This window comes from Taylorella asinigenitalis ATCC 700933 (assembly GCF_000687755.1).
Classification (GTDB): domain Bacteria; phylum Pseudomonadota; class Gammaproteobacteria; order Burkholderiales; family Burkholderiaceae_B; genus Taylorella; species Taylorella asinigenitalis.
Genome location: NZ_JHXN01000009.1, coordinates 17776 through 38731 on the forward strand (window position 1 = coordinate 17776; position 20956 = coordinate 38731).

Annotated in this window: 21 protein-coding genes and 1 pseudogene; 17 read left to right on the forward strand and 5 right to left on the reverse strand. The window is 38.1% G+C overall.

What is annotated here, in order from left to right; translation table 11 throughout:
- Positions 1 to 669, reverse strand: a complete 669-nt coding sequence (locus tag T432_RS0105830) for an LOG family protein (RefSeq protein ID WP_028884539.1) — start codon at positions 667 to 669, stop codon at positions 1 to 3.
- Between T432_RS0105830 and polA the strand changes: the two genes are divergently transcribed.
- Complete coding sequence (gene polA, locus T432_RS0105835) at positions 668 to 3394, forward strand: DNA polymerase I (protein ID WP_028884540.1); 2727 nt, start codon at positions 668 to 670, stop codon at positions 3392 to 3394. The genes T432_RS0105830 and polA overlap by 2 nt on opposite strands.
- Before the next feature lie 50 nt (positions 3395 to 3444).
- Here the strand turns inward: polA and htpX are convergent, their stop codons facing one another.
- A complete protein-coding gene (htpX, locus tag T432_RS0105840; protein WP_028884541.1) occupies positions 3445 to 4407 on the reverse strand; it encodes a protease HtpX in 963 nt (320 codons plus the stop codon).
- Between the two features lie 90 nt (positions 4408 to 4497).
- Between htpX and T432_RS0105845 the strand changes: the two genes are divergently transcribed.
- Positions 4498 to 5433, forward strand: a complete 936-nt coding sequence (locus T432_RS0105845) for a DMT family transporter (protein WP_248646289.1) — start codon at positions 4498 to 4500, stop codon at positions 5431 to 5433.
- Entirely contained in the window at positions 5433 to 6269 is an 837-nt protein-coding gene (locus T432_RS0105850; RefSeq protein WP_028884543.1) for a sulfurtransferase, read from the forward strand. The genes T432_RS0105845 and T432_RS0105850 overlap by 1 nt, the downstream gene beginning before the upstream one ends.
- On the opposite strand, the gene hutC is transcribed toward T432_RS0105850, so the two are convergent.
- Positions 6266 to 6976 carry a histidine utilization transcriptional repressor HutC gene (gene hutC / locus T432_RS0105855; RefSeq protein ID WP_015551250.1) on the reverse strand — a complete coding sequence of 237 codons (711 nt, stop codon included), beginning with the start codon at positions 6974 to 6976 and terminating at the stop codon, positions 6266 to 6268. The two genes, T432_RS0105850 and hutC, sit on opposite strands and share 4 nt — an antisense overlap.
- A 160-nt stretch (positions 6977 to 7136) precedes the next feature.
- Between hutC and T432_RS0105860 the strand changes: the two genes are divergently transcribed.
- Positions 7137 to 7511: an aromatic amino acid lyase gene (locus T432_RS0105860; RefSeq protein ID WP_439645523.1), complete on the forward strand. Its 375-nt coding sequence runs from the start codon at positions 7137 to 7139 to the stop codon at positions 7509 to 7511.
- A gap of 50 nt (positions 7512 to 7561) precedes the next feature.
- Here the strand turns inward: T432_RS0105860 and T432_RS0105865 are convergent, their stop codons facing one another.
- Positions 7562 to 8695: an aromatic ring-hydroxylating oxygenase subunit alpha gene (locus T432_RS0105865; RefSeq protein ID WP_028884545.1), complete on the reverse strand. Its 1134-nt coding sequence runs from the start codon at positions 8693 to 8695 to the stop codon at positions 7562 to 7564.
- 117 nt (positions 8696 to 8812) lie between these two features.
- On the opposite strand from T432_RS0105865, the gene xseB reads away from it, so the two are divergent.
- From xseB to dnaB, 9 genes and pseudogenes are all read left to right on the forward strand, one after another.
- Entirely contained in the window at positions 8813 to 9058 is a 246-nt protein-coding gene (gene xseB, locus T432_RS0105870) for an exodeoxyribonuclease VII small subunit (protein ID WP_028884546.1), read from the forward strand.
- The gene (locus tag T432_RS0105875; RefSeq protein WP_014111768.1) at positions 9055 to 9966 is read left to right on the forward strand and encodes a polyprenyl synthetase family protein; all 912 of its coding nucleotides are present in this window, start codon (positions 9055 to 9057) and stop codon (positions 9964 to 9966) included. The genes xseB and T432_RS0105875 overlap by 4 nt, the downstream gene beginning before the upstream one ends.
- Positions 9967 to 9970: 4 nt before the next feature.
- Positions 9971 to 11830 carry a 1-deoxy-D-xylulose-5-phosphate synthase gene (gene dxs, locus T432_RS0105880; protein WP_028884547.1) on the forward strand — a complete coding sequence of 620 codons (1860 nt, stop codon included), beginning with the start codon at positions 9971 to 9973 and terminating at the stop codon, positions 11828 to 11830.
- Positions 11827 to 12636 carry a GTP cyclohydrolase FolE2 gene (gene folE2, locus T432_RS0105885; protein ID WP_028884548.1) on the forward strand — a complete coding sequence of 270 codons (810 nt, stop codon included), beginning with the start codon at positions 11827 to 11829 and terminating at the stop codon, positions 12634 to 12636. Before dxs ends, folE2 begins: the two co-directional genes overlap by 4 nt.
- Before the next feature lie 141 nt (positions 12637 to 12777).
- Positions 12778 to 13125 (forward strand): annotated as a pseudogene (gene rpsF, locus T432_RS0105890) (30S ribosomal protein S6); the annotation flags it as partial.
- A gap of 152 nt (positions 13126 to 13277) precedes the next feature.
- Positions 13278 to 13568, forward strand: a complete 291-nt coding sequence (gene priB / locus T432_RS0105895) for a primosomal replication protein N (RefSeq protein ID WP_014111764.1) — start codon at positions 13278 to 13280, stop codon at positions 13566 to 13568.
- A gap of 43 nt (positions 13569 to 13611) precedes the next feature.
- Complete coding sequence (gene rpsR / locus T432_RS0105900; RefSeq protein ID WP_013521272.1) at positions 13612 to 13887, forward strand: 30S ribosomal protein S18; 276 nt, start codon at positions 13612 to 13614, stop codon at positions 13885 to 13887.
- An 11-nt stretch (positions 13888 to 13898) separates the two neighbouring features.
- On the forward strand, positions 13899 to 14351 hold the full coding sequence (gene rplI / locus T432_RS0105905) for a 50S ribosomal protein L9 (RefSeq protein ID WP_028884549.1): 453 nt from the start codon (positions 13899 to 13901) through the stop codon (positions 14349 to 14351).
- A gap of 94 nt (positions 14352 to 14445) precedes the next feature.
- Complete coding sequence (gene dnaB / locus T432_RS0105910) at positions 14446 to 15876, forward strand: replicative DNA helicase (RefSeq protein WP_014111762.1); 1431 nt, start codon at positions 14446 to 14448, stop codon at positions 15874 to 15876.
- Between the two features lie 110 nt (positions 15877 to 15986).
- On the opposite strand, the gene T432_RS0105915 is transcribed toward dnaB, so the two are convergent.
- Positions 15987 to 16895: a YicC/YloC family endoribonuclease gene (locus T432_RS0105915; protein WP_028884550.1), complete on the reverse strand. Its 909-nt coding sequence runs from the start codon at positions 16893 to 16895 to the stop codon at positions 15987 to 15989.
- A 58-nt stretch (positions 16896 to 16953) separates the two neighbouring features.
- Here T432_RS0105915 and rph point away from each other — a divergent pair, with 58 nt between their 5' ends.
- The 4 genes from rph to glnA are packed head-to-tail and all read left to right on the forward strand — an operon-like array spanning position 16954 to position 20956.
- The gene (gene rph, locus T432_RS0105920; RefSeq protein ID WP_028884551.1) at positions 16954 to 17691 is read left to right on the forward strand and encodes a ribonuclease PH; all 738 of its coding nucleotides are present in this window, start codon (positions 16954 to 16956) and stop codon (positions 17689 to 17691) included.
- Positions 17692 to 17710: 19 nt separating this feature from the next.
- The gene (gene rdgB, locus T432_RS0105925; protein ID WP_028884552.1) at positions 17711 to 18307 is read left to right on the forward strand and encodes an RdgB/HAM1 family non-canonical purine NTP pyrophosphatase; all 597 of its coding nucleotides are present in this window, start codon (positions 17711 to 17713) and stop codon (positions 18305 to 18307) included.
- Positions 18288 to 19490: a radical SAM family heme chaperone HemW gene (gene hemW / locus T432_RS0105930; RefSeq protein ID WP_028884553.1), complete on the forward strand. Its 1203-nt coding sequence runs from the start codon at positions 18288 to 18290 to the stop codon at positions 19488 to 19490. The genes rdgB and hemW overlap by 20 nt, the downstream gene beginning before the upstream one ends.
- Before the next feature lie 53 nt (positions 19491 to 19543).
- On the forward strand, positions 19544 to 20956 hold the full coding sequence (gene glnA, locus T432_RS0105935) for a type I glutamate--ammonia ligase (protein WP_028884554.1): 1413 nt from the start codon (positions 19544 to 19546) through the stop codon (positions 20954 to 20956).

Here is a 20956-nt window from a genome sequence, read left to right on the forward strand (position 1 = left end):
TTAACAGAGTCCTAAACAGTGTGGATTCTGATGGTTTTTAGCATAATATTCAGTAACTATCTTAAGCACTTCATCTGCATCATCCGTAACGGAAATTAGATCTAAATCTTTGGGTGAAATATAACCATTTGCAAGCTGTCCATTTTTAATGAAATCTAATAATCCTGACCAGAATTCACTTCCAACTAAAATAATGGGTGCTTTATTTGCTTTGCCTGTCTGCACTAAAGTTAGGGCTTCAAATAATTCATCCATAGTGCCGAATCCGCCTGGCATAATTATGTATGCCCAGCTATTCATAAAAAAAGTGGTTTTTCTAGAGACAAAATATTTAAAATAAATGCTTTGAGATTGATATGGATTATTGGTCGTTTCATGCGGTAATTTAATATTTAATCCGATACTATGACCATTAACTTCATGTGCACCTCTGTTAGCGGCTTCCATTATCCCAGGTCCACCACCTGAGATAATAGTAAAACCAGCAGAAGCTAACTTTCTGCTAATATCAGTTGTTAGTGCATAAAGTGGATCATCTTGTTTTATACGAGCACTACCAAAGATACTTAGTGCTTGAGTTACATTTTTTAGATGAGATGCTGCATCTTGAAGTTCACCAGCAATCTCTGTAATTTGACCTTGTATAGTTTTAGATCTTAATTCGACCATGAAGAAAACCTTGTTATTAGTAGATGGTTCTAGTTTTTTGTATAGAGCTCATTTCGCGATGCCAAACTTGCGTAGCCCTGATGGTGAGCCTTCAGGAGCAATTTTTGGCTTAATTAATATGATGAAACGTACGCAAATAATAACTAAACCTGATTTTATAGCATGCGTTTTTGATGCACCAGGTAAAACATTTAGGCACGACTTATATAAAGAATATAAAGCTCATCGACCTGCTATGCCAGATGACTTAAGAGATCAAATTGAGTCAGTTCATCAAGCTATAGATGCTCTAGGATGCAATATTATAATGCAATCGGGGGTGGAGGCTGACGATATCATTGCCACCTTAGCGGACTACGCCACAAAAAATCAGATTAAAACAGTAATCGCTACTGGGGATAAGGATATCGCTCAACTCGTAAATAGTAATGTTGAAATTATTACTGGAAAAGAGGAAATCCTAGATAGAAACGGAGTTTTGGAAAAGTATGGTGTCTATCCAGAGCAAATAATTGATTATTTAATGCTTATGGGTGATAACTCGGATAATATTCCAGGCGTAGATAAGGTGGGCCCTAAAACTGCAAGCAAATGGCTACAAGAATATGGCACATTGGAGAATCTTCTACAAAATATTGACTCACTTAAAGGTAAGGTTGCTCAAAATTTAAAAGAAGCTAGTCCGCAATTTGAATTGACTAGAAAATTAGTAACCATCAAAAATGATTGCGATATTAGTCAGTGGGTTTCATCGATGGATGATTTGCTACCTAAAGATAAGGATTATGCTGTTCTTAAGGAGATATATACGCGATATGGTTTTAAAACATTTTTAAAAGACTTAGAGCGGATAGATGAGCTCTCTAATGAAGAAAATGATATGGGTGGAGAAGGCGAGGGCATTGCCACCATAGAAAATATAGAAACTAACTATAAGTTAGTAGATACAAAAGAGGCATTAGCTGAGTGTATTGAAAATATTCAGAAGGCGGATTTAGTTGCAATTGATACGGAGACAAATAGTCTAGATCAAATGCAAGCTAGGCTTGTTGGTATCAGTCTATCAACAGAGATCGGCAAGGCTTGGTATATACCCGTGGCACATCAAAATGAGCTTGGCATAAAGCAGCTTGATAAAGCTGAAGTTTTAGATGCTTTGAGGCCGTGGCTTGAGTCAGAAAAGCAAAATAAGATTCTTCAAAATGCAAAATATGATATGCATGTGTTCGCAAACGAAGGTATATCGCTGCGTGGTATTAAGCACGATACTATGGTATTGGCTTATGTAATCGATACAAATCAGAAAGTAGGTTTGGAGGCTTTGGCAGAGAAATATCTGAGCAGAAAGGGGTATAGCTATGAGGATATTTGTGGAAAAGGGGCTAAGGCCATAACTTTTGACTATGTGCCGTTGGATAAAGCGACTCAGTATGCATGTGAGGATGCGGATTTTACTTTTCACTTGCTAAGTGTGATTAAACCTCTATTAGATATATCAGAGGGTTTGCAATTTATATATGATTTGGAGATGAAAGTATTGCCAGTTTTATTTGATATGGAAAGAGCTGGTGTACGAATTGATTCTAAAAAATTGCTTAATCAGTCAGAAGGTATTTCTGAACGTCTTAAGGAACTGGAAGGAAAAATATATGAATTGGCTGGTGAAGAATTTAATATTAATTCTCCAAAGCAGTTAAGTGAAATTTTATTTAATAAATTAAAACTTGAAGCACAACGTAAAACAAAAAGAGATATTGGATCGACCGATGAAGATACGCTTCAAAAGCTAGCACTGGACCACCCTATTGCTGTTCATTTGCTTGATTATCGCAGTTTGTCTAAGCTTAAATCGACATATACGGACAAGTTGCCGACTATGGTATCAAAAAAGACAAACCGCGTGCATACTGTGTTCTCGCAAACAACTGTGATTTCTGGAAGGTTATCCTCTTTTGACCCGAATTTACAAAATATTCCTGTTAGAAATGATGATGGACGTATGGTGCGACAGGCTTTTATCGCACAAGATGGTTTTAAACTCGTATCTGCAGATTATTCGCAAGTAGAGTTGCGACTTATGGCTCATATCTCAGATGATGACGGGATGAAAAAGGCATTTAAAAAAGGCTTGGATATTCACAGATCTACTGCATCTGAAGTTTTTGGTGTACCTATTGAGGAAGTTCAGGATAGTCAAAGGAGAGCGGCTAAGGCTATTAATTTTGGATTGATTTATGGCATGGGTGCTTTTGCTTTAAGTAATAATCTCGGAATTGATCGCATGACGGCACAAAACTATATCATGACTTATTTCGACCGTTACCCTAACGTAAAGCACTTTATGGATAATATAAAACTTAAAGCGTTAAATGATGGATTTGTAGAGACGATCTATGGAAGACGTATCTATCTGCATGGCATTGAAAACTCTAAAGGTGCTCAAAGATCGGCTATAGAAAGAGTAGCAATAAATGCACCTGTTCAAGGCAGTGCGGCCGATATTATCAAAATGGCTATGGTGGCTGTACATGATTGGCTTAAATCTGAAAATCTAAAATCAAGATTGATTTTGCAAGTGCACGATGAGTTGATTATTGAAACTCATGAAACAGAAATCGATTTAATTAAAGAGAAATTACCGCAATTAATGCAGGATGTAGCCGATTTGAGTGTGCCGTTAATAGCGGAAGTAAGTGTAGGGGAAAATTGGGATGAAGCACATTAATTTCCTTCACCTTACGTAAATTGAAAAAGGCCCATTGAGTGGGCCTTTATTTATTTAAAAAATCCTGACCTATCAAAGTCTTTATTTAGTGGTTTATTTTTGGATTGTGAAACTTGAGTTTGAGTAACCTGAGGTCTTTCGAAGTTTTTAGGATTCGCCTTCCAATTTTGAAGACTAGCTATACGTTTTTCGATAGGAGGGTGTGTAGATAATACGCCCCCAAAACAGATTCCGAAAGCAGCAAATCCACTAGGTAATTTTGCTGAATCTTTTAAGCCACCTAAAACACTTAAAGCATCAATCATAGACTGATTATTTTGAAGTAAGTCAGCAGAACCACTATCAGCCCTGAATTCTCTTCGACGAGAGTACCAACAGATAATTAAAGTGGCAATGCCTCCGAGAAAGGTCTGCAATACAAAATAAACGCCGAAGTACATAAATCCACCTCCGCGATTATCTCTAGCAACTGCTCTGCCAATTAAACGAGATAAGAAAATAACAAATGTGTTTAATACACCTTGAAGAAGAGTCATAGTGACCATATCCCCATTTTTAATATGAGACATTTCGTGGCCAATAACTGCTTCAACTTCATCTTTATTCATGCTTTGCAAAAGACCTGTAGACACGGCTACCAATGAGTTATTTTTGCTAGGACCAGTTGCAAATGCATTTGGTGCACCTTGGAAAATTCCAACTTCAGGGCGTTTTACATTAGCAGCGTCAGCTAATTTGTAAGTAGTATTTAAGATCCATCTTTCTGCTTCGTTGCGTGGAGCATTAGGGTCAATCATCTGTAAACCCATAGTGGTTTTAGCAACAGTTTTACTTAAAAGAAGTGAAATGAAAGAACCAGTAAAACCGAAGATTAGAGAAAAAATGCCTAATGTAACAGTTTCGTTTGATGTGATTCCATATTGTTCAAGAAATGGTGACAATAGAAAAAACATAATCATTAGTAGGGCTACTACAGCTAAGTTAGTAATAGCCAATAAAAGGAAGCTTTTCATTAAAATATCCTGTAGAGGGTGGAAATGTCTTGATGAAATAAAATCTATTAAATTATACTAAATAGAATTTTTTTTATTATTTACAAGAATATGCAGTCTTTCTGGATGTTACTTGCGAGCATAATGTTTGCTATTATGGGGGCAACGATCAAAATCTCTTATGATTTTGGTATGAGTACTCCTATGATTGTTGTGTTCAGAGGAATGCCTTCATTTATTATCATTTTTGTGTGGGTGATACTAACCCACAAATCTCTTAAAACTAAATACCTTGGCTTACATATAAAAAGGAATGTACTCGGAACTACGTCGATGTGGCTTAATTTCAATGCATTGAATTTATTGCCACTTGCAACTAGTACCAGTTTGAACTATTCCTCATCTTTATTTTTAGGCCTCTATCTTGTTTTAATTACTTGGCGCAAACATGCTAATTGGGGAAAATTAGGCTCTTTAGTCGTTGGGTTTTTTGGTATTTTATTAATACTAAGGCCTAGTATTGGACATGATCAGTATCTCGGAGCTGCTTTTGGTTTGGGAAGTGGGATTCTGGCAGCATTTGCTATGTTGCAAGTTAGGTCTTTAGGTGCGACAGGTGAACCTGTTTGGAGAACCGTATTTTATTTTTCCATTATGATGAGTTTAACTGGCTTAATTGCAGTTGACTATAATGAATTTGCAACCTTAGATATTAGATCTTGGATGATTTTGCTTTTGGTTGGGGTGTCTGGTCTTGGGGGTCAATTAGCCTTAACTCAAGCCTTTGGTGCTGGTTCGCCAATAGTTTCAGCCGTTCTCCAATACTCTACAATTATATTCTCGGCTATCTTAGGAATCATTATTTGGAATACCATACCAGACTTGTTGTCATGGGTTGGTATGTTGCTTGTTATTGTCGCAGGCGTGCTAGTAGTTGTTATAGATCAAGCACGTGCTTTAAGAGTTAGATGGAAGTATATTGTTAGACATTACCATCATCACCATCATCCTCCTCATCCTCATCGAATGCACGACAGGAAGCACTAATGACATACTTGATATCCCCAGAAAAGCTAAAAGATAAGTTAGATTCAGTTAGGATTTTAGACGTTAGACATGATTTAAATGACCATTCTTGGGGACGTAAAGTATACGAAAAATCCCATATTCCTGGGTCGATATTTTTTGACCATGAAATTGATTTATGCGGTCCTAAAACAAAGCATTCGGGCAGGCATCCATTGCCAGATAGGAATCAATTCGCAAAATTTTTAGCCAGAAATGGAATTGCTTTTGATGATGAAGTTATAGCCTACGATAATGGTGTATTAATGTTCGCTACACATATGTGGTGGATGCTCAGATGGCTTGGCATGAGCAATGTTAAGATTTTATCAGGCGGTTATGATGCGTGGGTGGAATTGGGATATCCTACTTCGCAAAATATTGAATCTTATAAACCTGTTGAGGAATGGGCTCCTAGAGACTCCCTAGTTCGTCTTGTAACTATGCAGGAGGTACAAAATAATCTTAAGGATAAAAAATTTGATCTACTTGATGCCCGTGTAGAGGGAAGATATAAGGGTGAATTTGAACCTATGGATCCCGTGGCTGGACATATTCCTGGTGCATTAAATCATTCTGTGGAATTGAATCTAGAAGACTTAGGTGTTTTAAAGGAAAAAGGTGAATTAGAGGGTATATTTAAAAAAATAAATACTGACCCATCAAAAATTGTTCATCAATGTGGTTCGGGTATTACAGCCTGCTTAAATTTGTTTGCCATGGAAGAGGCGGGATTAACTGGAAGTGGCTTGTATGCAGGTTCTTGGAGCGAGTGGATAACGTATCCAGAAAATCCTGTGGTTACTAAATCAGATTAATTTAAATCACCATCGAAACAGAATTTATCTCCGTTATGCCACATCTCAACATATGTGAGTGGCATTTCATTTGAGTACGTATATCTGGTGAGAACTAAAGCTGGATCGGACTCGTTCATTTTGAGTTGCAAAGCAATATCTCTAGGACAACGATAAGCATTTATTTTGTAGTGACCATTTTCTAATGGTGAATTCTTAATTAAATATTGACTAGGACTTATAGTTAAGAAATCTTGCACTTCAAATGAAGGAATTAAATTTAAGTCGACAAAACGCCTTTCGTATTGAACTGGAATGCCATCAGCCATATGAAGCATCTCTATACAAAATAAATTTTGACATTCGAAAAAAACATGAATGGCTTCCTCAGGAAGCTTTTTATGCTCTATTCGACCTTTGCGGACCAATATCGCCGAATAAAAACGTCCAGTAGCCTCAATGTCAGCCCTAATATTTCTTAAAGTAACGAAAACATTACTAAATTTTTTCTGAGCAACATATGTGCCAGCTCCACGTCTTCGCGTTAATACACCTTCGGCCGTAAGTTCAGTAACGGCTCGATTAACTGTCATACGCGATACATTAAACAATTGAGCTAACTCATGTTCGCTTGGTATTAATTGATCCATTAGCCAAACACCAGTATGAATTTGTTCCACTATATAGTTTTTAATTTTTTTGTATTCAGGCAATGTATCTTGCGTCAAAATGTTACTCCGTAATTAAAACGATTAAATTCTATCATTGAAAATATTAACTAAGATTGGGGTTTCACCCAAGAGCAATGATTATAGACAAATAAATAATTATGTTAAATTTTTGATTGTATATACAAATTGAAAAAGGTTTCTAAGAGCAAATATTAAAATTGAAGATACTGATATAGAGACTTTGCAAAGAAATCTGATTCTATCGCATTCGGTTGGCACTGGCCCTTCATTACCTGAAGATGTTGTTCGGCTTATTATGGTTATGAAAGTAGCTAGTCTTGCTCAAGGTGTATCGGGTGTACGTCGAGAGGTTATAGATTGTCTTTTGGCATTGATTAATAATGATATTATCCCCGACATTACTGAAAAGGGCTCTGTAGGTGCATCTGGGGATTTAGCTCCATTATCTCATATGACATTGACCATGATTGGTGAAGGCAGTGCATATGTGGATGGAGGATTATTGCCGTCTAATGAGGCACTGGAGCGTTTTGGTCTTAAGCCTATCAAGCTAAAAATTATTGAGAGATAATTTTTTTATAAGCAAAAAAAGGGCACTCAGTGATTGGTGCCCTTAAATGTTTATTTCATCATTTTTCGATACCAAGCATGGAAATGTTCCATACCATCCTCAAATGGTGATTGATATGGACCGTATTCATCCACGCCTCTGTTCATCAAAGAAAGACGTCCTTGATCCATTCTTTCAGCAATTTCATCGTCTTCTATAGCCGTTTCCATATAAGCAGCTTGCTGTGCTTCAATAAACTCTCTTTCAAAAGCTACTATTTCTTCTGGATAATAGAATTCAACAACATTTAAAGTTTTCTGAGGACCTTGTGGATAAAGGGTAGAGAGAACTAAAACATGAGGGTAAAGCTCAATCATATGCGTAGGGAAATAGGTTACCCATACAGCACCAAAATTAGGAGTTTCACCTTGACGATAATTTAAAAGTGCATCATGCCACTTTTGATATGTTGGGCTACCAGGATTCGCTAGAGCTTGATGAACTCCAACTCTTTGAGAACTATACCAATCCGAAAAATCCCACTTCAAATCCGAACAGCTTACAAACTTTCCTAATCCTGGGTGAAAAGGCTCAACATGGTAGTCTTCTAGATAAACTTCAATAAAAGTTTTCCAGTTGTAATTACATTCATGGACAATGGCCTTATCGAACACATATTCAGAGAAATCAAATTCCGCAATTTCAAATAAAGCCTTCATATCAGAGGCTGCATCCCGTGCACCTTCAAATAAAAGACCATGACAATTTGAAAGATTAAAAGGAGTTAAGTTCTTACAGGGATTCTCTGGAAAATGTGGTGCAGCAATCTGTTCGCCCTTAGAGTCGTAAGTCCATCTATGAAGCGGGCACACAATATTTCCTCCCGTTTCCGAAAGATTTCCACGAGATAAGTTAGGGTCACTAACATTACCCGCACGCCCTCCAAGCATTAATGCTTGACGATGTCTGCAAACATTTGAAAGTAGTTGAGGGCCACTTTCATTATGTACAAGAACACGCCCAGCTTTATCTTGTGGCAATGTATACCAGTCCCCTAATTCAGGTACTGTTTTCTCATGGGTAACATATATTGAAGAATTTTTAAAGATTCGCTCCATTTCTAGAGCAAAGTGATTTTCATCGAAGTAAGCGGCTACTGGTAGTGTTGTTTCGCCAGATGAAAAGTTTGTTTCCTTTACGGACATTTCGGTTCCCCCCGATTTAAATAAACTAGAAACCACTCATCACCAAGGGTCATGTTGAGTGGACCAAATGAAATAGTATTTTATATTAAAATATACGTTTACTTCTTGGAGGCAGCTATGACAAATAATGAATTTGAAACTCCTAGCAATTTTGAAGACGCTATCAGTGAACTTGAGAGTATTGTTTCTGATATGCAAAACAACAAACTGTCTTTAGAAGATTCGATGAATAAATATAAAAGAGGTTTAGATCTTGCTAATTTTTGCAAATCTAAACTCGATGCTGCTCAAGCTCAAATTACCGTGATGCAAGAGGACGGCACTAAAAAACCTTTGGAACAAAACACTTTTCCAATTGAATGAACAAGCTTCAAGATATTAAGAATTTTGATGAATGGCTCGAATCAGTCGTTAAAATTTCAAATTCTAATCTAGAAAAATTATTTGCATCTCTCTCTGATGTACCTTCAGAACTTTTAGAGGTTATGAAGTATGCTTCATTAGGACCAGGAAAAAGACTCAGAGCTGCTTTGGTGTATGCTACTTCCGAAATTTACCTAAAGGATATTGATGAGACTGAAAGCGATTATTTATCGCATATAGTTAGTGCAATAGAACTAATTCATGCATACTCCTTGGTACATGATGATTTGCCTTGTATGGATGATGATGATCTAAGACGCGGTAGACCAACATGTCATATTAAATACGGTGAAGCTATGGCATTGTTGGCTGCTGATGCACTACAGCCACTAGCTCATGAGCATCTTCTAAGTTCTTCTATAGAAGCTGAAATAAAGGTTAATTGTTCTTTAGAGCTTCTTAATGCCACAGGTGCTTCGGGCATGGTGGGAGGCCAAGTTATAGATATATTAAATGTTTCTAATCTTCTTAAAATAGAAGATTTGAAAGATATGCATAGTAGAAAAACTGGTGCCCTTATTAAGTCATGTTTAACTATGGTTATTGCACTATTTAGGGATAAACACGGTTTCAGTGAGAGTCTAAATAAATATGCTGAGCACATAGGCATTGCCTACCAAGTAGTGGATGATATTTTAGATGTAACGCAAGACAGTGATACACTAGGAAAAACTGCTGGAAAGGACGAGCAGAACAATAAACCTACTTATGTAACGATTTTGGGTTTATCGAAAGCCAGAGAATATGCTACTGAACTTTATGAAAAAGCTATCGAGGCTCTCGCTAGTATTCCAAATTCAGACAGGCTTAAAGATTTAGCCCACTACATTATTTTGAGAAATTTCTAAGAAGATGACCACATCAGACCCGATTCTAAAATCTATAAATTATCCGGAAGATCTACGGAAACTTGACGTAGATCAATTGCCAGAGTTGTGTTCTGAATTGCGGGAATTTATCTTAGAGTCTGTTTCTAAAACTGGTGGTCATCTATCTTCTAACCTTGGTACTGTTGAGCTTACTGTTGCTTTACACTATATTTTTAATACTCCAGACGATAAATTGATTTGGGATGTTGGACATCAAGCCTATACGCATAAGATTCTCACTGGACGTCGAGATCGCATGTCAACCTTACGACAAGCAAAAGGTCTCTCTGGATTTCCAAAACGTGATGAATCAGAATATGATGCTTTTGGAACAGCCCACTCTTCAACTTCGATATCTGCAGCCTTGGGCATGGCTATAGCCTCCCACTTAGATAATGAGGAGCGTCAACATATTGCAGTGATAGGAGATGGGGCTATGAGTGCGGGCATGGCCTTCGAGGCTCTGAATAATTCTGCTTCCGTTGAGGGTATTAATCTAATTGTCATCTTAAACGATAACGATATGTCTATTTCGCCGCCAGTAGGAGCATTAAACAAATACTTAACGCGTCTATTATCTGGTTCTTTAGCTCGTGATGCTCACGATTTCGGCAAAGCAATGTTGGAGCGTCTCCCTAGTCCTGTTCTAGATTTGGCTAGAAAACTCAAGGGTCACGCTAAGGGAATAATTAGCCCTGCAACATGGTTTGAGGAATTTGGATTTAATTACTCTGGTCCTATTGATGGACATGATTTAGGGGCTTTATTACCCACACTAAGAAATCTAAAAGAACTAGGCGGACTTCAATTTTTACATGTGGTAACTAAAAAAGGTTACGGATATAAATTAGCTGAAAATGACCCCATACTCTATCATGGCCCAGGTAAATTTGATAGGACCATCGGTATTTTAAAACCCTCAAAAAAAGCTTTAAATTTTTCTGATATTTTTAGCGATTGGGTATGTTATCAAGCAGCTGCTGACTCTAAACTTATAGCCATCACACCTGCTATGAGAGAAGGTAGTGGGCTCGTAAAATTTGAGCAACTTTTCCCAGAGCGTTATTTTGATGTAGGTATTGCAGAACAGCATGCGGTGACATTTGCTGGTGGATTAGCGTGTTTAGGATATAAGCCGGTAGTAGCTATTTATTCTACTTTTCTTCAAAGAGCATACGACCAATTAATTCACGACGTGGTATTGCAAAATTTGGATGTCACAATTGCTGTTGATAGAGCTGGGATAGTGGGTGCGGATGGAGCAACTCATGCGGGAGTTTTTGATATAGCATTTATGCGTTGTTTGCCTAACTTAGTCATTGCCACTCCATCTGATGAGGCTGAATGTCGTTTGCTTTTATCAAGCTGCTATATGCATAAAGGTCCAGCAGCCATTAGATACCCACGAGGAACTGGTATTGGCAGTGAAGTCGCAAAATCATTAGATACAGTTAGTATTGGAAAAGGTGTAGTTAAAAGAGAGGGTAGTGAAGTAGCGATTTTATGTTTTGGCCCGCTAGTGCATGAGGCACTTAAAGTAAACGACACTTACACCGTGGTTGATATGCGATTTGTTAAACCACTAGATACAGATTTAATCGATAATCTTCTTGCAAATCATAAGGCATTTGTTACTGTCGAGGAGGGTGTTGTATCAGGCGGGGCTGGTAGTGCTGTGAATGAGTATCTTACGTCAAAAGCCTGTAAAATCCCACTTCTTCAGCTTGGACTTCCTGATCGTTTTATAGATCACGGCGATCAAAAGCAATTAATGATTGAGGCGGGTCTTGACGCAGCTGGTATTCTAAAATCTATAAAAGAATTTGAATCAAAAATTTCATGATAGTTGATGAGCAAAATGCTATTCCTGATGTTCAAAATCGGGATGATGAACGCAATTTAGTTATACAAAAAGTAGGTATACGACGTATTAAATATCCCTTTAAATTATTGAGCCAAGAAGGGAGTATCTCTACTATAGGGGAATGGTCATTAGCGGTGACATTGCCAGAAAATAAAAAGGGCACTCATATGTCAAGGTTTGTAAATCTTCTACAAACGCATAAGGACCATACGTTTACGCTTTCTGAATTTAAAACTCTATGCAGCGAAATGACGGATTTGCTTGAGGCTGATAGGGGATTTATTGAAACGCAATTTACTTTTTTTGTGCAAAAAGAGGCACCTATATCTAAGGTTTTAAGCTTGATGGAATATGCGGTTAAGTGGGGGGTGTCTTATGAAAAATCCAAAAACTCATATGGTTTATCTGTTGAAATTTTAATCCCTGTCATGAGCCTATGTCCATGTTCTAAGGAGATTTCTGATTACGGGGCTCATAATCAAAGATCGCATATAACGGTAACTTTGTACGGAGATTTATGCGAAAAGTGGGAGAGTGTTATTGCTATTGTAGAGGGGCAGTCATCAAGCCCACTTTGGGGATTGCTTAAGAGATCGGACGAGAAATTCGTTACTGAGCACTCTTACGATAATCCTAAGTTTGTGGAAGATTTAATACGAGATGTGGCTCGAGCTCTAAAATCTATGCAGGGAAATGGAAGATTTGATATACAAGTTGAAAATTTCGAATCTATTCATAACCACTCTGCTTTCGCTCAAATGTCTATAAATGCGGGCGATTTATAAAAGCTACAAAATTTTAAAAAGCTATTGATTTAAAACGATAATTTATACTAAAATATACGCTTTTCTTTTGCTCGATATAAATTTATGTAGGGTACATATGATTTATACGGGCTTTAATCCAAAAAAGGAGTTATAAATTTTATGCGTCACTATGAAGTCGTATATATAGTGCACCCTGATCAAAGCGAACAGGTGCCAGCTATGACTGAGCGTTACACCACACTAATTAAGTCTAATGGCGGACAGGTGCATCGTTCAGAGGATTGGGGTCGTCGTATTTTGGCTTACCCAATTCAAAAATTAGTTAAAGCTCACTATGTGTGCTTAAATATAGAGTGTAATCAAGAAACTCTTGATGAACTAGAAAATAATTTCCGTTATAACGATGCGATCCTTCGTCACCTTGTTATTAAGCAAAAAGCTGCAGTGACTGAGCCATCTATTATGATGAAGTCTACTGAACGTGAAGAATCTCGTAAAGCTGCTTCAGCTGAAGAGAGAAATAATCCTAAACCAAGTAATGTTTCTGAAGAATCTGATTCAGATAACCAGGAATCAGTAGAAGATTCAGATTCGGATGCGAATTCTGATTCTGATTCTAATTCTGAAGAGGATACAAAAGAGTAGTTTGGGGAAATCGCTTGAATATTGTTCGCCTCGATGGAGTGATTGTTGAGGCTTCAGAGATTAGATATTCTCCAGCCCAAGTTCCGATTTTAGATTTGATTTTAGAACACAGTTCTGAATTAGATTTAAAGCATAGTAAAAGAAAGTTGAATTTCAAAATCATGGCTCAAGCTAGTAATTCATTAGCTGAAGAGATTTCAAAAATTACTATAGGAACTAAATTGGAAGTAACTGGATTTTTGAGTGAGACTAGAAAAAATTCAAGCAAACTTCGATTACTGATTCAGTCATTTAAGAAAATTTAATTGGATGTAGTTAGGACTACATTCTTAAGAGAAAGGAAATATCATGGCTTTCATGAAAAAAGGTAAAGAAAAACGCAGCAAATTTACTCAGCAGAACCCTTTATTTAAACGCCGTAAATTCTGCCGCTTCACAGCTGCAGGCGTTGATGAAATTGATTATAAAGATATCGACACACTTAAAGATTTCATTACAGAGACAGGAAAAATTATTCCTGCACGTCTTACTGGTACAAAAGCAAACTACCAACGTCAACTTGACACAGCTATCAAACGTGCTCGTTTTTTAGCTTTGCTTCCATACACCGATAATCACCAATAAGGAGTCCTCAAATGCAAGTTATTCTTTTAGAAAAAATCGGTAAATTAGGTGATTTAGGCGAGGTAGTAAAGGTTCGTGATGGTTATGCACGTAACTATTTAATCCCTCAACATAAAGCTCGCAGAGCTACAAAAGAGGCTATTGCTGAATTTGAAACTCGTCGTGCTGAACTTGAAAAACAACAAGCTGAACGTCTTGCTCAAGCTCAATCATTAGGCGAAAAATTAAACGGCTATCGTTTAGAAATGCCTCAAAAAGCTGGCGTTGATGGACGTTTATTCGGATCAGTTACTTCTATGGATATCGCTTCTGCACTTTCTGAAGCTGGGTTTGATGTTACTAAACAGCAAGTTCGCCTACCTCAAGGTTCGCTTAAAGCAGTTGGTGAATATGAAGTATCTTTACACTTACACGCTGACGTAGATGCGGTTATTGTCGTAAACGTTATTGGTGAGATGGTTTAATTTACTTAAAACTTTTCAACCAAATAATCCCAAAGCGTTTATAGTCTTTGGGATTTTTTTTCTATAAAATAAAACTTTTTACCCCCATCAATTTATGCATTCCGAGTACAGTGGTCCTCCTGTAATAGAGTCTGATAGTATTACTGAGGATACAGCATTAAAACTGCCACCCCAATCAGAAGAGGCCGAGCAATCTTTGATTGGTTCATTACTTATTAATCAAGATGCTTTTGATTTAGTGTCTTCCATTATTACGGATGATGATTTTTATTTCAGTAACCACCGAATAATTTGGGAGCATATAAGAAAATTACATTCTATTGATAGACCAGTAGACTCTATCACTGTATTTAATGCATTAAAAAACTCCGATAAAGATGAACAGGTTGGCGGATTTGAATATCTACAAAAACTTGCTTTTAATACACCATCTGCACAAAATGCTGTTAGATACGCCGATATTGTTAGAGAGAAATCAATACTTAGGAATTTAATTTCAGCTTCAGAATCTACTATTGATGAGTCATATCATCCGCAAGGCAAAGATGCGAATACTATATTGGTTGATGCTGAAGCAAAAATATTAGATATTGCTCAGCATGTTAGTAATAAAACATCTGATTTTAAACAGCTTAATGAAGTAATGGCCTCAGTGTTGGACGAGGTTGAAATCCTTAGCACTCGCAAGGATAAATCTGTTATCACTGGTCTTAAAACAGGGTTTACAGATCTCGACAGAATGACTACTGGACTGCATCCTGGACAATTAATAATAGTAGCGGGTAGACCTGCTATGGGCAAAACCTCATTAGCGATGAATATAGTCGAGAGCATTGCCATAAATGAAAAAAAACCAGTTGCGGTTTTTAGTATGGAGATGGATGCTTCTCAACTTGTTCAACGCATGCTTGGGTCATTAGCTAGGATAGATCATATAAAAATACGAACAGGAAATTTAGGTAATAGTGATTGGCCTAATATTACTGAAGCAGCCAAGAAATTGAGGGATGCAAAAATTTATATTGATGAATCTCCTGTGCTTAATCCACTCGATATACGTGCACGTGCTCGTCGACTTAAGGCTAGAGAAGGATCTTTAGGTTTAATAATGGTCGATTATCTGCAGCTTATGTCTGGTACAAACAAACGCTCTGATAATCGGGTGGCTGAAATTTCTGAAATTAGCCGCTCGCTTAAGCAACTTGCACGTGAGCTTGAATGTCCGATTATTGCATTGTCACAGCTTAATCGTAGTCTTGAACATAGAGCTGACAAGCGACCCATCATGTCAGATTTGCGTGAATCTGGAGCTATTGAGCAGGATGCGGATACTATATTGTTTATTTATAGAGATGAGGTATACAATCCCGATAGCCTTGAAAAAGGATTCGCAGAGATTATTATCGGTAAGCAAAGGGCAGGTCCTATCGGTACTGTAAGACTTGCGTTTGTAAAAGAGATCACTAAGTTTGAAAACGCCTTAAAAGAAACTGCTTATGGTTTAGATGGGCCTAATTCATATTGATGAAAAGAGTGTGCCCCGCACCATGAGGGCAGCCCCGTGCCCCGCACCATGAGGGCCAGCCGAATCTCCAAGCCCAGAGCCCCAAGCCCCGTGCCTTAAACACGCATTTATTACTCAAGATTCAAGGACTGCTCTCTTAATTGGTCCACAAGAACTTTAAGATCAATCACATGATTCGTAATTGAAGTGTCGCTTGATTTGGAGCCTATAGTATTTATTTCACGATTCATCTCTTGATATATAAAATCAAGCCGCTTTCCCTTGCTTTGATTTGCCCTCAAAGCTGAATCTTCAGAGAGTATAGAGCGAATTTCTTTGCTATGAGATGTAATCCTATCGAGCTCTTCATTGATATTGCCCTTAACAAGCATAGTTGCGACTTCAAGGGCAATGCGGCTATTTATCTCTTCCTTCGATAGCCCCTCGAGTCCCTTAGGATTCAACTCCTCCATAATATTTTGGATCTTAACAGTCAGTTTTTCGTTTATCTCTTTTGTTAGTTCAGGAAGCTTCGCCCTAATTTGCTCATGAATTTTTTCGATTTCTTCTACATATTCAAGCATCACGTTTGCAAGCCGCTGCCCCTCACGAGCACGCGACTGCAGAAATTGGCTCAAAATCTCTTCTATTTGGTTCAGAATGGTTGCGTCCTCTAGCTCTTCACTTTCCTTGCTTTTAAAAGTCTGACTTAATTCAATAACTTCTTTAAAGCTCGGTGCCTCTAACTTTGGTATAAAATTCTTGATATGCAAATATGCATCATTTATTTGGGTGGCAATGCCCTCGCTTACAACCGCTTTACTATCTTTTACACTATTATTTCTAGTTATCTGCAGGTCGATTTTCCCGCGTAATAAACTTTTGCTTATTTTCTCGCGAATCTGTAGTTCTAAATGTCTTATAGATTCGGGAAGTTTTAAATTCACGTCTAGATATTTATTATTCACGCTTTTCATTTCGACAGTAAAAGTCGAATTTTCGCTTGCGTTACTAGCAAATCCAGTCATACTGTAAATCATTTTTAATCCCAGATATTAGTTAAAATTAATTTTACTAAATCAATCCTATAGGACGCATATGTCAGATTCATTGAACAATAGGTCTAATGGCAGGGCTTATAACCAAATTCGCGAAATATCTATAACTCGAAATTACACACCGTATGCGGAAGGTTCAGTTCTTATTAAAGTGGGTAATACTCATGTTCTATGTAACGCAAATGTTCTTCAGAAAGTGCCTCCATTCCTTAAAGGTAAAGGCACAGGGTGGGTGACCGCAGAATATGGAATGCTACCTCGAGCTACTCAGGAGAGAACTGATCGTGAAGCCGCAAAAGGTAAACAATCAGGTCGCACACAAGAAATTCAAAGACTAATAGGCCGAAGCTTAAGAGCATGTATAGACCTAAAAGCATTAGGTGAAATAAGCATACATCTTGATTGTGATGTTATTCAAGCTGATGGTGGAACTAGATGTGCGAGTATAACGGGTGCATGGGTTGCCCTTTATGATGCCATTCAAAACTGTGTAGAACAAGGCATAATCAGCTATAACCCTATCCATCAACAAATCGTAGCCACTTCGGTTGGTGTTGTAGGGGATAAAGCATATTTGGATTTAGATTATTCAGAAGATTCAAACTGCGAGTCCGATATAAATGTGGTCATGACCTCGAATAAAACTTTTGTTGAAATTCAGGGTACGGCGGAAGGTGAAACCTTTTCGCGATCAAAATTTAATGAACTATTAGACCTTGCAGAACTTGGGTGCGAGCAATTGATTAAAGCTCAATTAGATAGTTTAGGCCTTAAATAATTCACAATTAAGACATAGTATGAAAGTAGTTTTAGCCTCAAATAATAAAGGGAAACTTCGAGAATTCGCAGAACTTTTACAAGGTTTTGAAGTCGTATCACAGGGTGATTTAGGGGTAGGTCCCTGTAGTGAACCATTTGATACTTTTCTTGAAAATGCACTTCAAAAAGCAAGACATGCTGCTCGAGAAACTGGTCTACCATCAATCGCAGATGACTCTGGAATCGTGGTTCCTTCTTTAGGTGGTGCCCCTGGTGTTAAATCAGCAAGATATAGTCCTCCGATTGAGGGCCTAGAACAAGACGAAGCAAACAACAGGCTCCTTGTGCAAAATCTAAAACATAAACATGATCGATCTGCCTACTATGTTTGCTATATCGTATGGCTAAATTCGCATAATGATCCAAGTCCCATAGTTGCCTCTGGACGATGGCACGGAGAAGTTCTTCTCGAACCCCGCGGAAATGGCGGCTTTGGCTATGACCCATATTTTTATGTGCCATCTTTGCAAAAAACAGCAGCAGAATTAGAACTATCCCAAAAAAATCGCATTAGTCATAGAGGATTAGCCCTGCAATCCCTTCTAAAACTTTTACATGAAAACAATATCATCTAATGTGAGGTTTACGGGGGCATTGCCACCATTATCGATTTATATTCATATCCCTTGGTGTGTGCACAAATGCCCATATTGCGACTTTAATTCGCATGAAAGGCCCTCTGAAGGTATCCCAGAAGAGGCATTTCTGAGAGCTCTGGAAGAGGACCTTATCTACAATCTTCCGCATATTTGGGGACGCTCGATAATTTCCGTTTTTATAGGGGGTGGCACTCCTAGCTTGCTCTCAGTAGCCGCTATTGATCGCATTCTTCAAATACTTCGAAATTTACTTAATATTTCGAGCGATATTGAAATTACGATGGAAGCGAATCCTGCTACATTTGAGTCCGAGAAGTTTGCTTCGTATCGTTCTTCAGGGATAAATCGACTCTCAATCGGCGTGCAAAGCTTTAATAATGAGCATCTCAAGGCACTTGGTCGCATTCACGATTCTGATGATGCTGTACGTTCGGCCGAGATTGCACATAAGCATTTTGAGAATTTTAATTTGGATTTGATGTATGCATTGCCAAATCAGAGCGTAGAGAATAGTATCTCTGACTTGCAGATGGCTCTAAAGCTTGATTCGACGCACTTATCAATGTATCAACTTACTCTTGAGCCGAATACTGTTTTTGCAAAATTTCCGCCGCCCAGAATGCCCTCTGACGATGACATTATTAATATGGAAGAAGCATTGGTTGATATTGCAGATGCCCATGGATTCAAGCGATACGAGGTATCAGCCTACGCAAAGCACGGGTGGCAATGCTCCCATAATCGCAACTATTGGGAATTTGGCGATTATTTGGGTATTGGTCCAGGTGCTCATAGCAAAATAAGTTTCCACGATAGGATTGTTCGTGAGGTGCGTGAGCGTCATCCGATGCGATGGATGGAGAAGGTATTGTCTGGCGAGAAGGGGGAGAAGGGGGAAAAGGGGGCTCAGATTATTGAGTCACGCTCTGTGGGTGTGCATGAACTTCCGTTTGAATTTATGCTTAATGCTCTGCGCTTACGGGAGGGTGTACCTACGCATTATTTTGAGGAAAGATGTGGGGTGTCGATTGCGGTGTTATTGCCACTTTTAGAAGAGGCTGTAAAGAAGGGGCTTATGAGTGAATTGCCAACAGAATTACGGGCCACGGAATTGGGGTGGAATTATTTAAACAACCTACAAGAAATTTTTTTAATTTAATTGAATTGCTTTAAAAAAAATGAAACAATATGAGATTATTCACGGAGAAGTGTATGTTTTCTATAGAAGATATCCTAAATCTTATTAGCGAAAGGGAAGTGAAATTTGTTGATCTAAGGTTTACCGATACTCTAGGTCAGGAACACCATATCACTATCCCATCACATCAACTAGACGAAGATCGTTTTGAATCTGGTCAGCCATTTGACGGTTCATCGATTGCCGGATGGAAGGGGATTGAAGCTTCAGATATGTTGCTTATGCCCGACTCTAAGTCAGCTAGGATCGACCCATTTAGAGAAATCCCAACTTTAGTTATGACTTGCGATGTAGTTGACCCTACAAATCTTCAAGGATATGACCGCGATCCGCGTTCGATTGCAAGACGTGCAGAGCATTATTTGCAATCTTCGGGCATTGGAGATCAAGCTTATTTTGGACCTGAGCCTGAATTCTTTGTTTTTGATGGTGTGTCTTGGCATGATGATATGTATAACCGTTTCGTTAAGATTTCTTCTGAAGAAGCGGCCAGTTCTAGTGCTCTTGATATGGAGGGAAAAAACCCAGGACATAGACCTCGAATTAAGGGTGGTTATGTACCTGTTTCACCTATCGATTCTTTTAGCGATCTTCGCTCAGAGATGTGTACTGTTCTTGAAGAGCAGGGCGTGCCAGTCGAAATTCATCACCATGAAGTTGGAAATTCAGGGCAATTAGAGATTGGTACTAAATTTAGTACTCTTGTCCAAAGAGCTGACTGGAATCAAATCCTTAAATACACGGTAAAAAATGTTGCACACCTATACGGTAAAACAGCAACATTTATGCCTAAACCAATTGTTGGGGATAATGGCTCTGGTATGCATGTTCATCAATCCATTTGGAAAAATGGTGAAAATCTCTTCCACGGAAATGGATATAGTGGCTTATCAGAGACTGCACTTTATTATATTGGCGGCATTATTAAGCATGCACGTGCTTTAAATGCTATTACTAATCCAGGTACAAATTCTTATAAACGCCTTGTACCTCATTTTGAAGCTCCAGTTAAACTTGCTTACTCAGCTCGTAACCGATCTGCTTCAATTCGTATTCCTTACTCAAGCAGTCCAAAAGGGCGTCGCATAGAAGCAAGATTCCCAGATCCATTAGCAAATCCTTATTTAGCTTTTGCTGCACTTCTGATGGCTGGGCTTGATGGTATTCAAAACAAAATTCATCCAGGCGATCCAGCAGATAAGAATTTATATGATTTGCCACCTGAAGAAGATAAATTAGTACCTACAGTGGCGGCTTCATTAGAACAAGCTATTGAGGCACTAGATGCTGATCGAGAATTCTTAACTAAAGGCGGTGTCTTTAGTAATGAGATGATTGATGCCTATATAGGTTTAAAAGAGCAAGAAATCAATAGACTCAGAATGACTACTCATCCTGTTGAATTTGATCTTTATTACTCTTTATAA

Coding starts and splice junctions, on each gene's coding strand:
- polA (WP_028884540.1), top strand. CDS start 668: ATGAAGAAAACCTTGTTATTAGTAGATGGTTCTAGTTTTTTGTATAGA.
- T432_RS0105830 (WP_028884539.1), bottom strand. CDS start 669: ATGGTCGAATTAAGATCTAAAACTATACAAGGTCAAATTACAGAGATT.
- htpX (WP_028884541.1), bottom strand. CDS start 4,407: ATGAAAAGCTTCCTTTTATTGGCTATTACTAACTTAGCTGTAGTAGCC.
- T432_RS0105845 (WP_248646289.1), top strand. CDS start 4,498: ATGCAGTCTTTCTGGATGTTACTTGCGAGCATAATGTTTGCTATTATG.
- T432_RS0105850 (WP_028884543.1), top strand. CDS start 5,433: ATGACATACTTGATATCCCCAGAAAAGCTAAAAGATAAGTTAGATTCA.
- T432_RS0105865 (WP_028884545.1), bottom strand. CDS start 8,695: ATGTCCGTAAAGGAAACAAACTTTTCATCTGGCGAAACAACACTACCA.
- xseB (WP_028884546.1), top strand. CDS start 8,813: ATGACAAATAATGAATTTGAAACTCCTAGCAATTTTGAAGACGCTATC.
- T432_RS0105875 (WP_014111768.1), top strand. CDS start 9,055: ATGAACAAGCTTCAAGATATTAAGAATTTTGATGAATGGCTCGAATCA.
- dxs (WP_028884547.1), top strand. CDS start 9,971: ATGACCACATCAGACCCGATTCTAAAATCTATAAATTATCCGGAAGAT.
- folE2 (WP_028884548.1), top strand. CDS start 11,827: ATGATAGTTGATGAGCAAAATGCTATTCCTGATGTTCAAAATCGGGAT.
- rpsR (WP_013521272.1), top strand. CDS start 13,612: ATGGCTTTCATGAAAAAAGGTAAAGAAAAACGCAGCAAATTTACTCAG.
- rplI (WP_028884549.1), top strand. CDS start 13,899: ATGCAAGTTATTCTTTTAGAAAAAATCGGTAAATTAGGTGATTTAGGC.
- dnaB (WP_014111762.1), top strand. CDS start 14,446: ATGCATTCCGAGTACAGTGGTCCTCCTGTAATAGAGTCTGATAGTATT.
- T432_RS0105915 (WP_028884550.1), bottom strand. CDS start 16,895: ATGATTTACAGTATGACTGGATTTGCTAGTAACGCAAGCGAAAATTCG.
- rph (WP_028884551.1), top strand. CDS start 16,954: ATGTCAGATTCATTGAACAATAGGTCTAATGGCAGGGCTTATAACCAA.
- rdgB (WP_028884552.1), top strand. CDS start 17,711: ATGAAAGTAGTTTTAGCCTCAAATAATAAAGGGAAACTTCGAGAATTC.
- hemW (WP_028884553.1), top strand. CDS start 18,288: ATGAAAACAATATCATCTAATGTGAGGTTTACGGGGGCATTGCCACCA.
- glnA (WP_028884554.1), top strand. CDS start 19,544: ATGTTTTCTATAGAAGATATCCTAAATCTTATTAGCGAAAGGGAAGTG.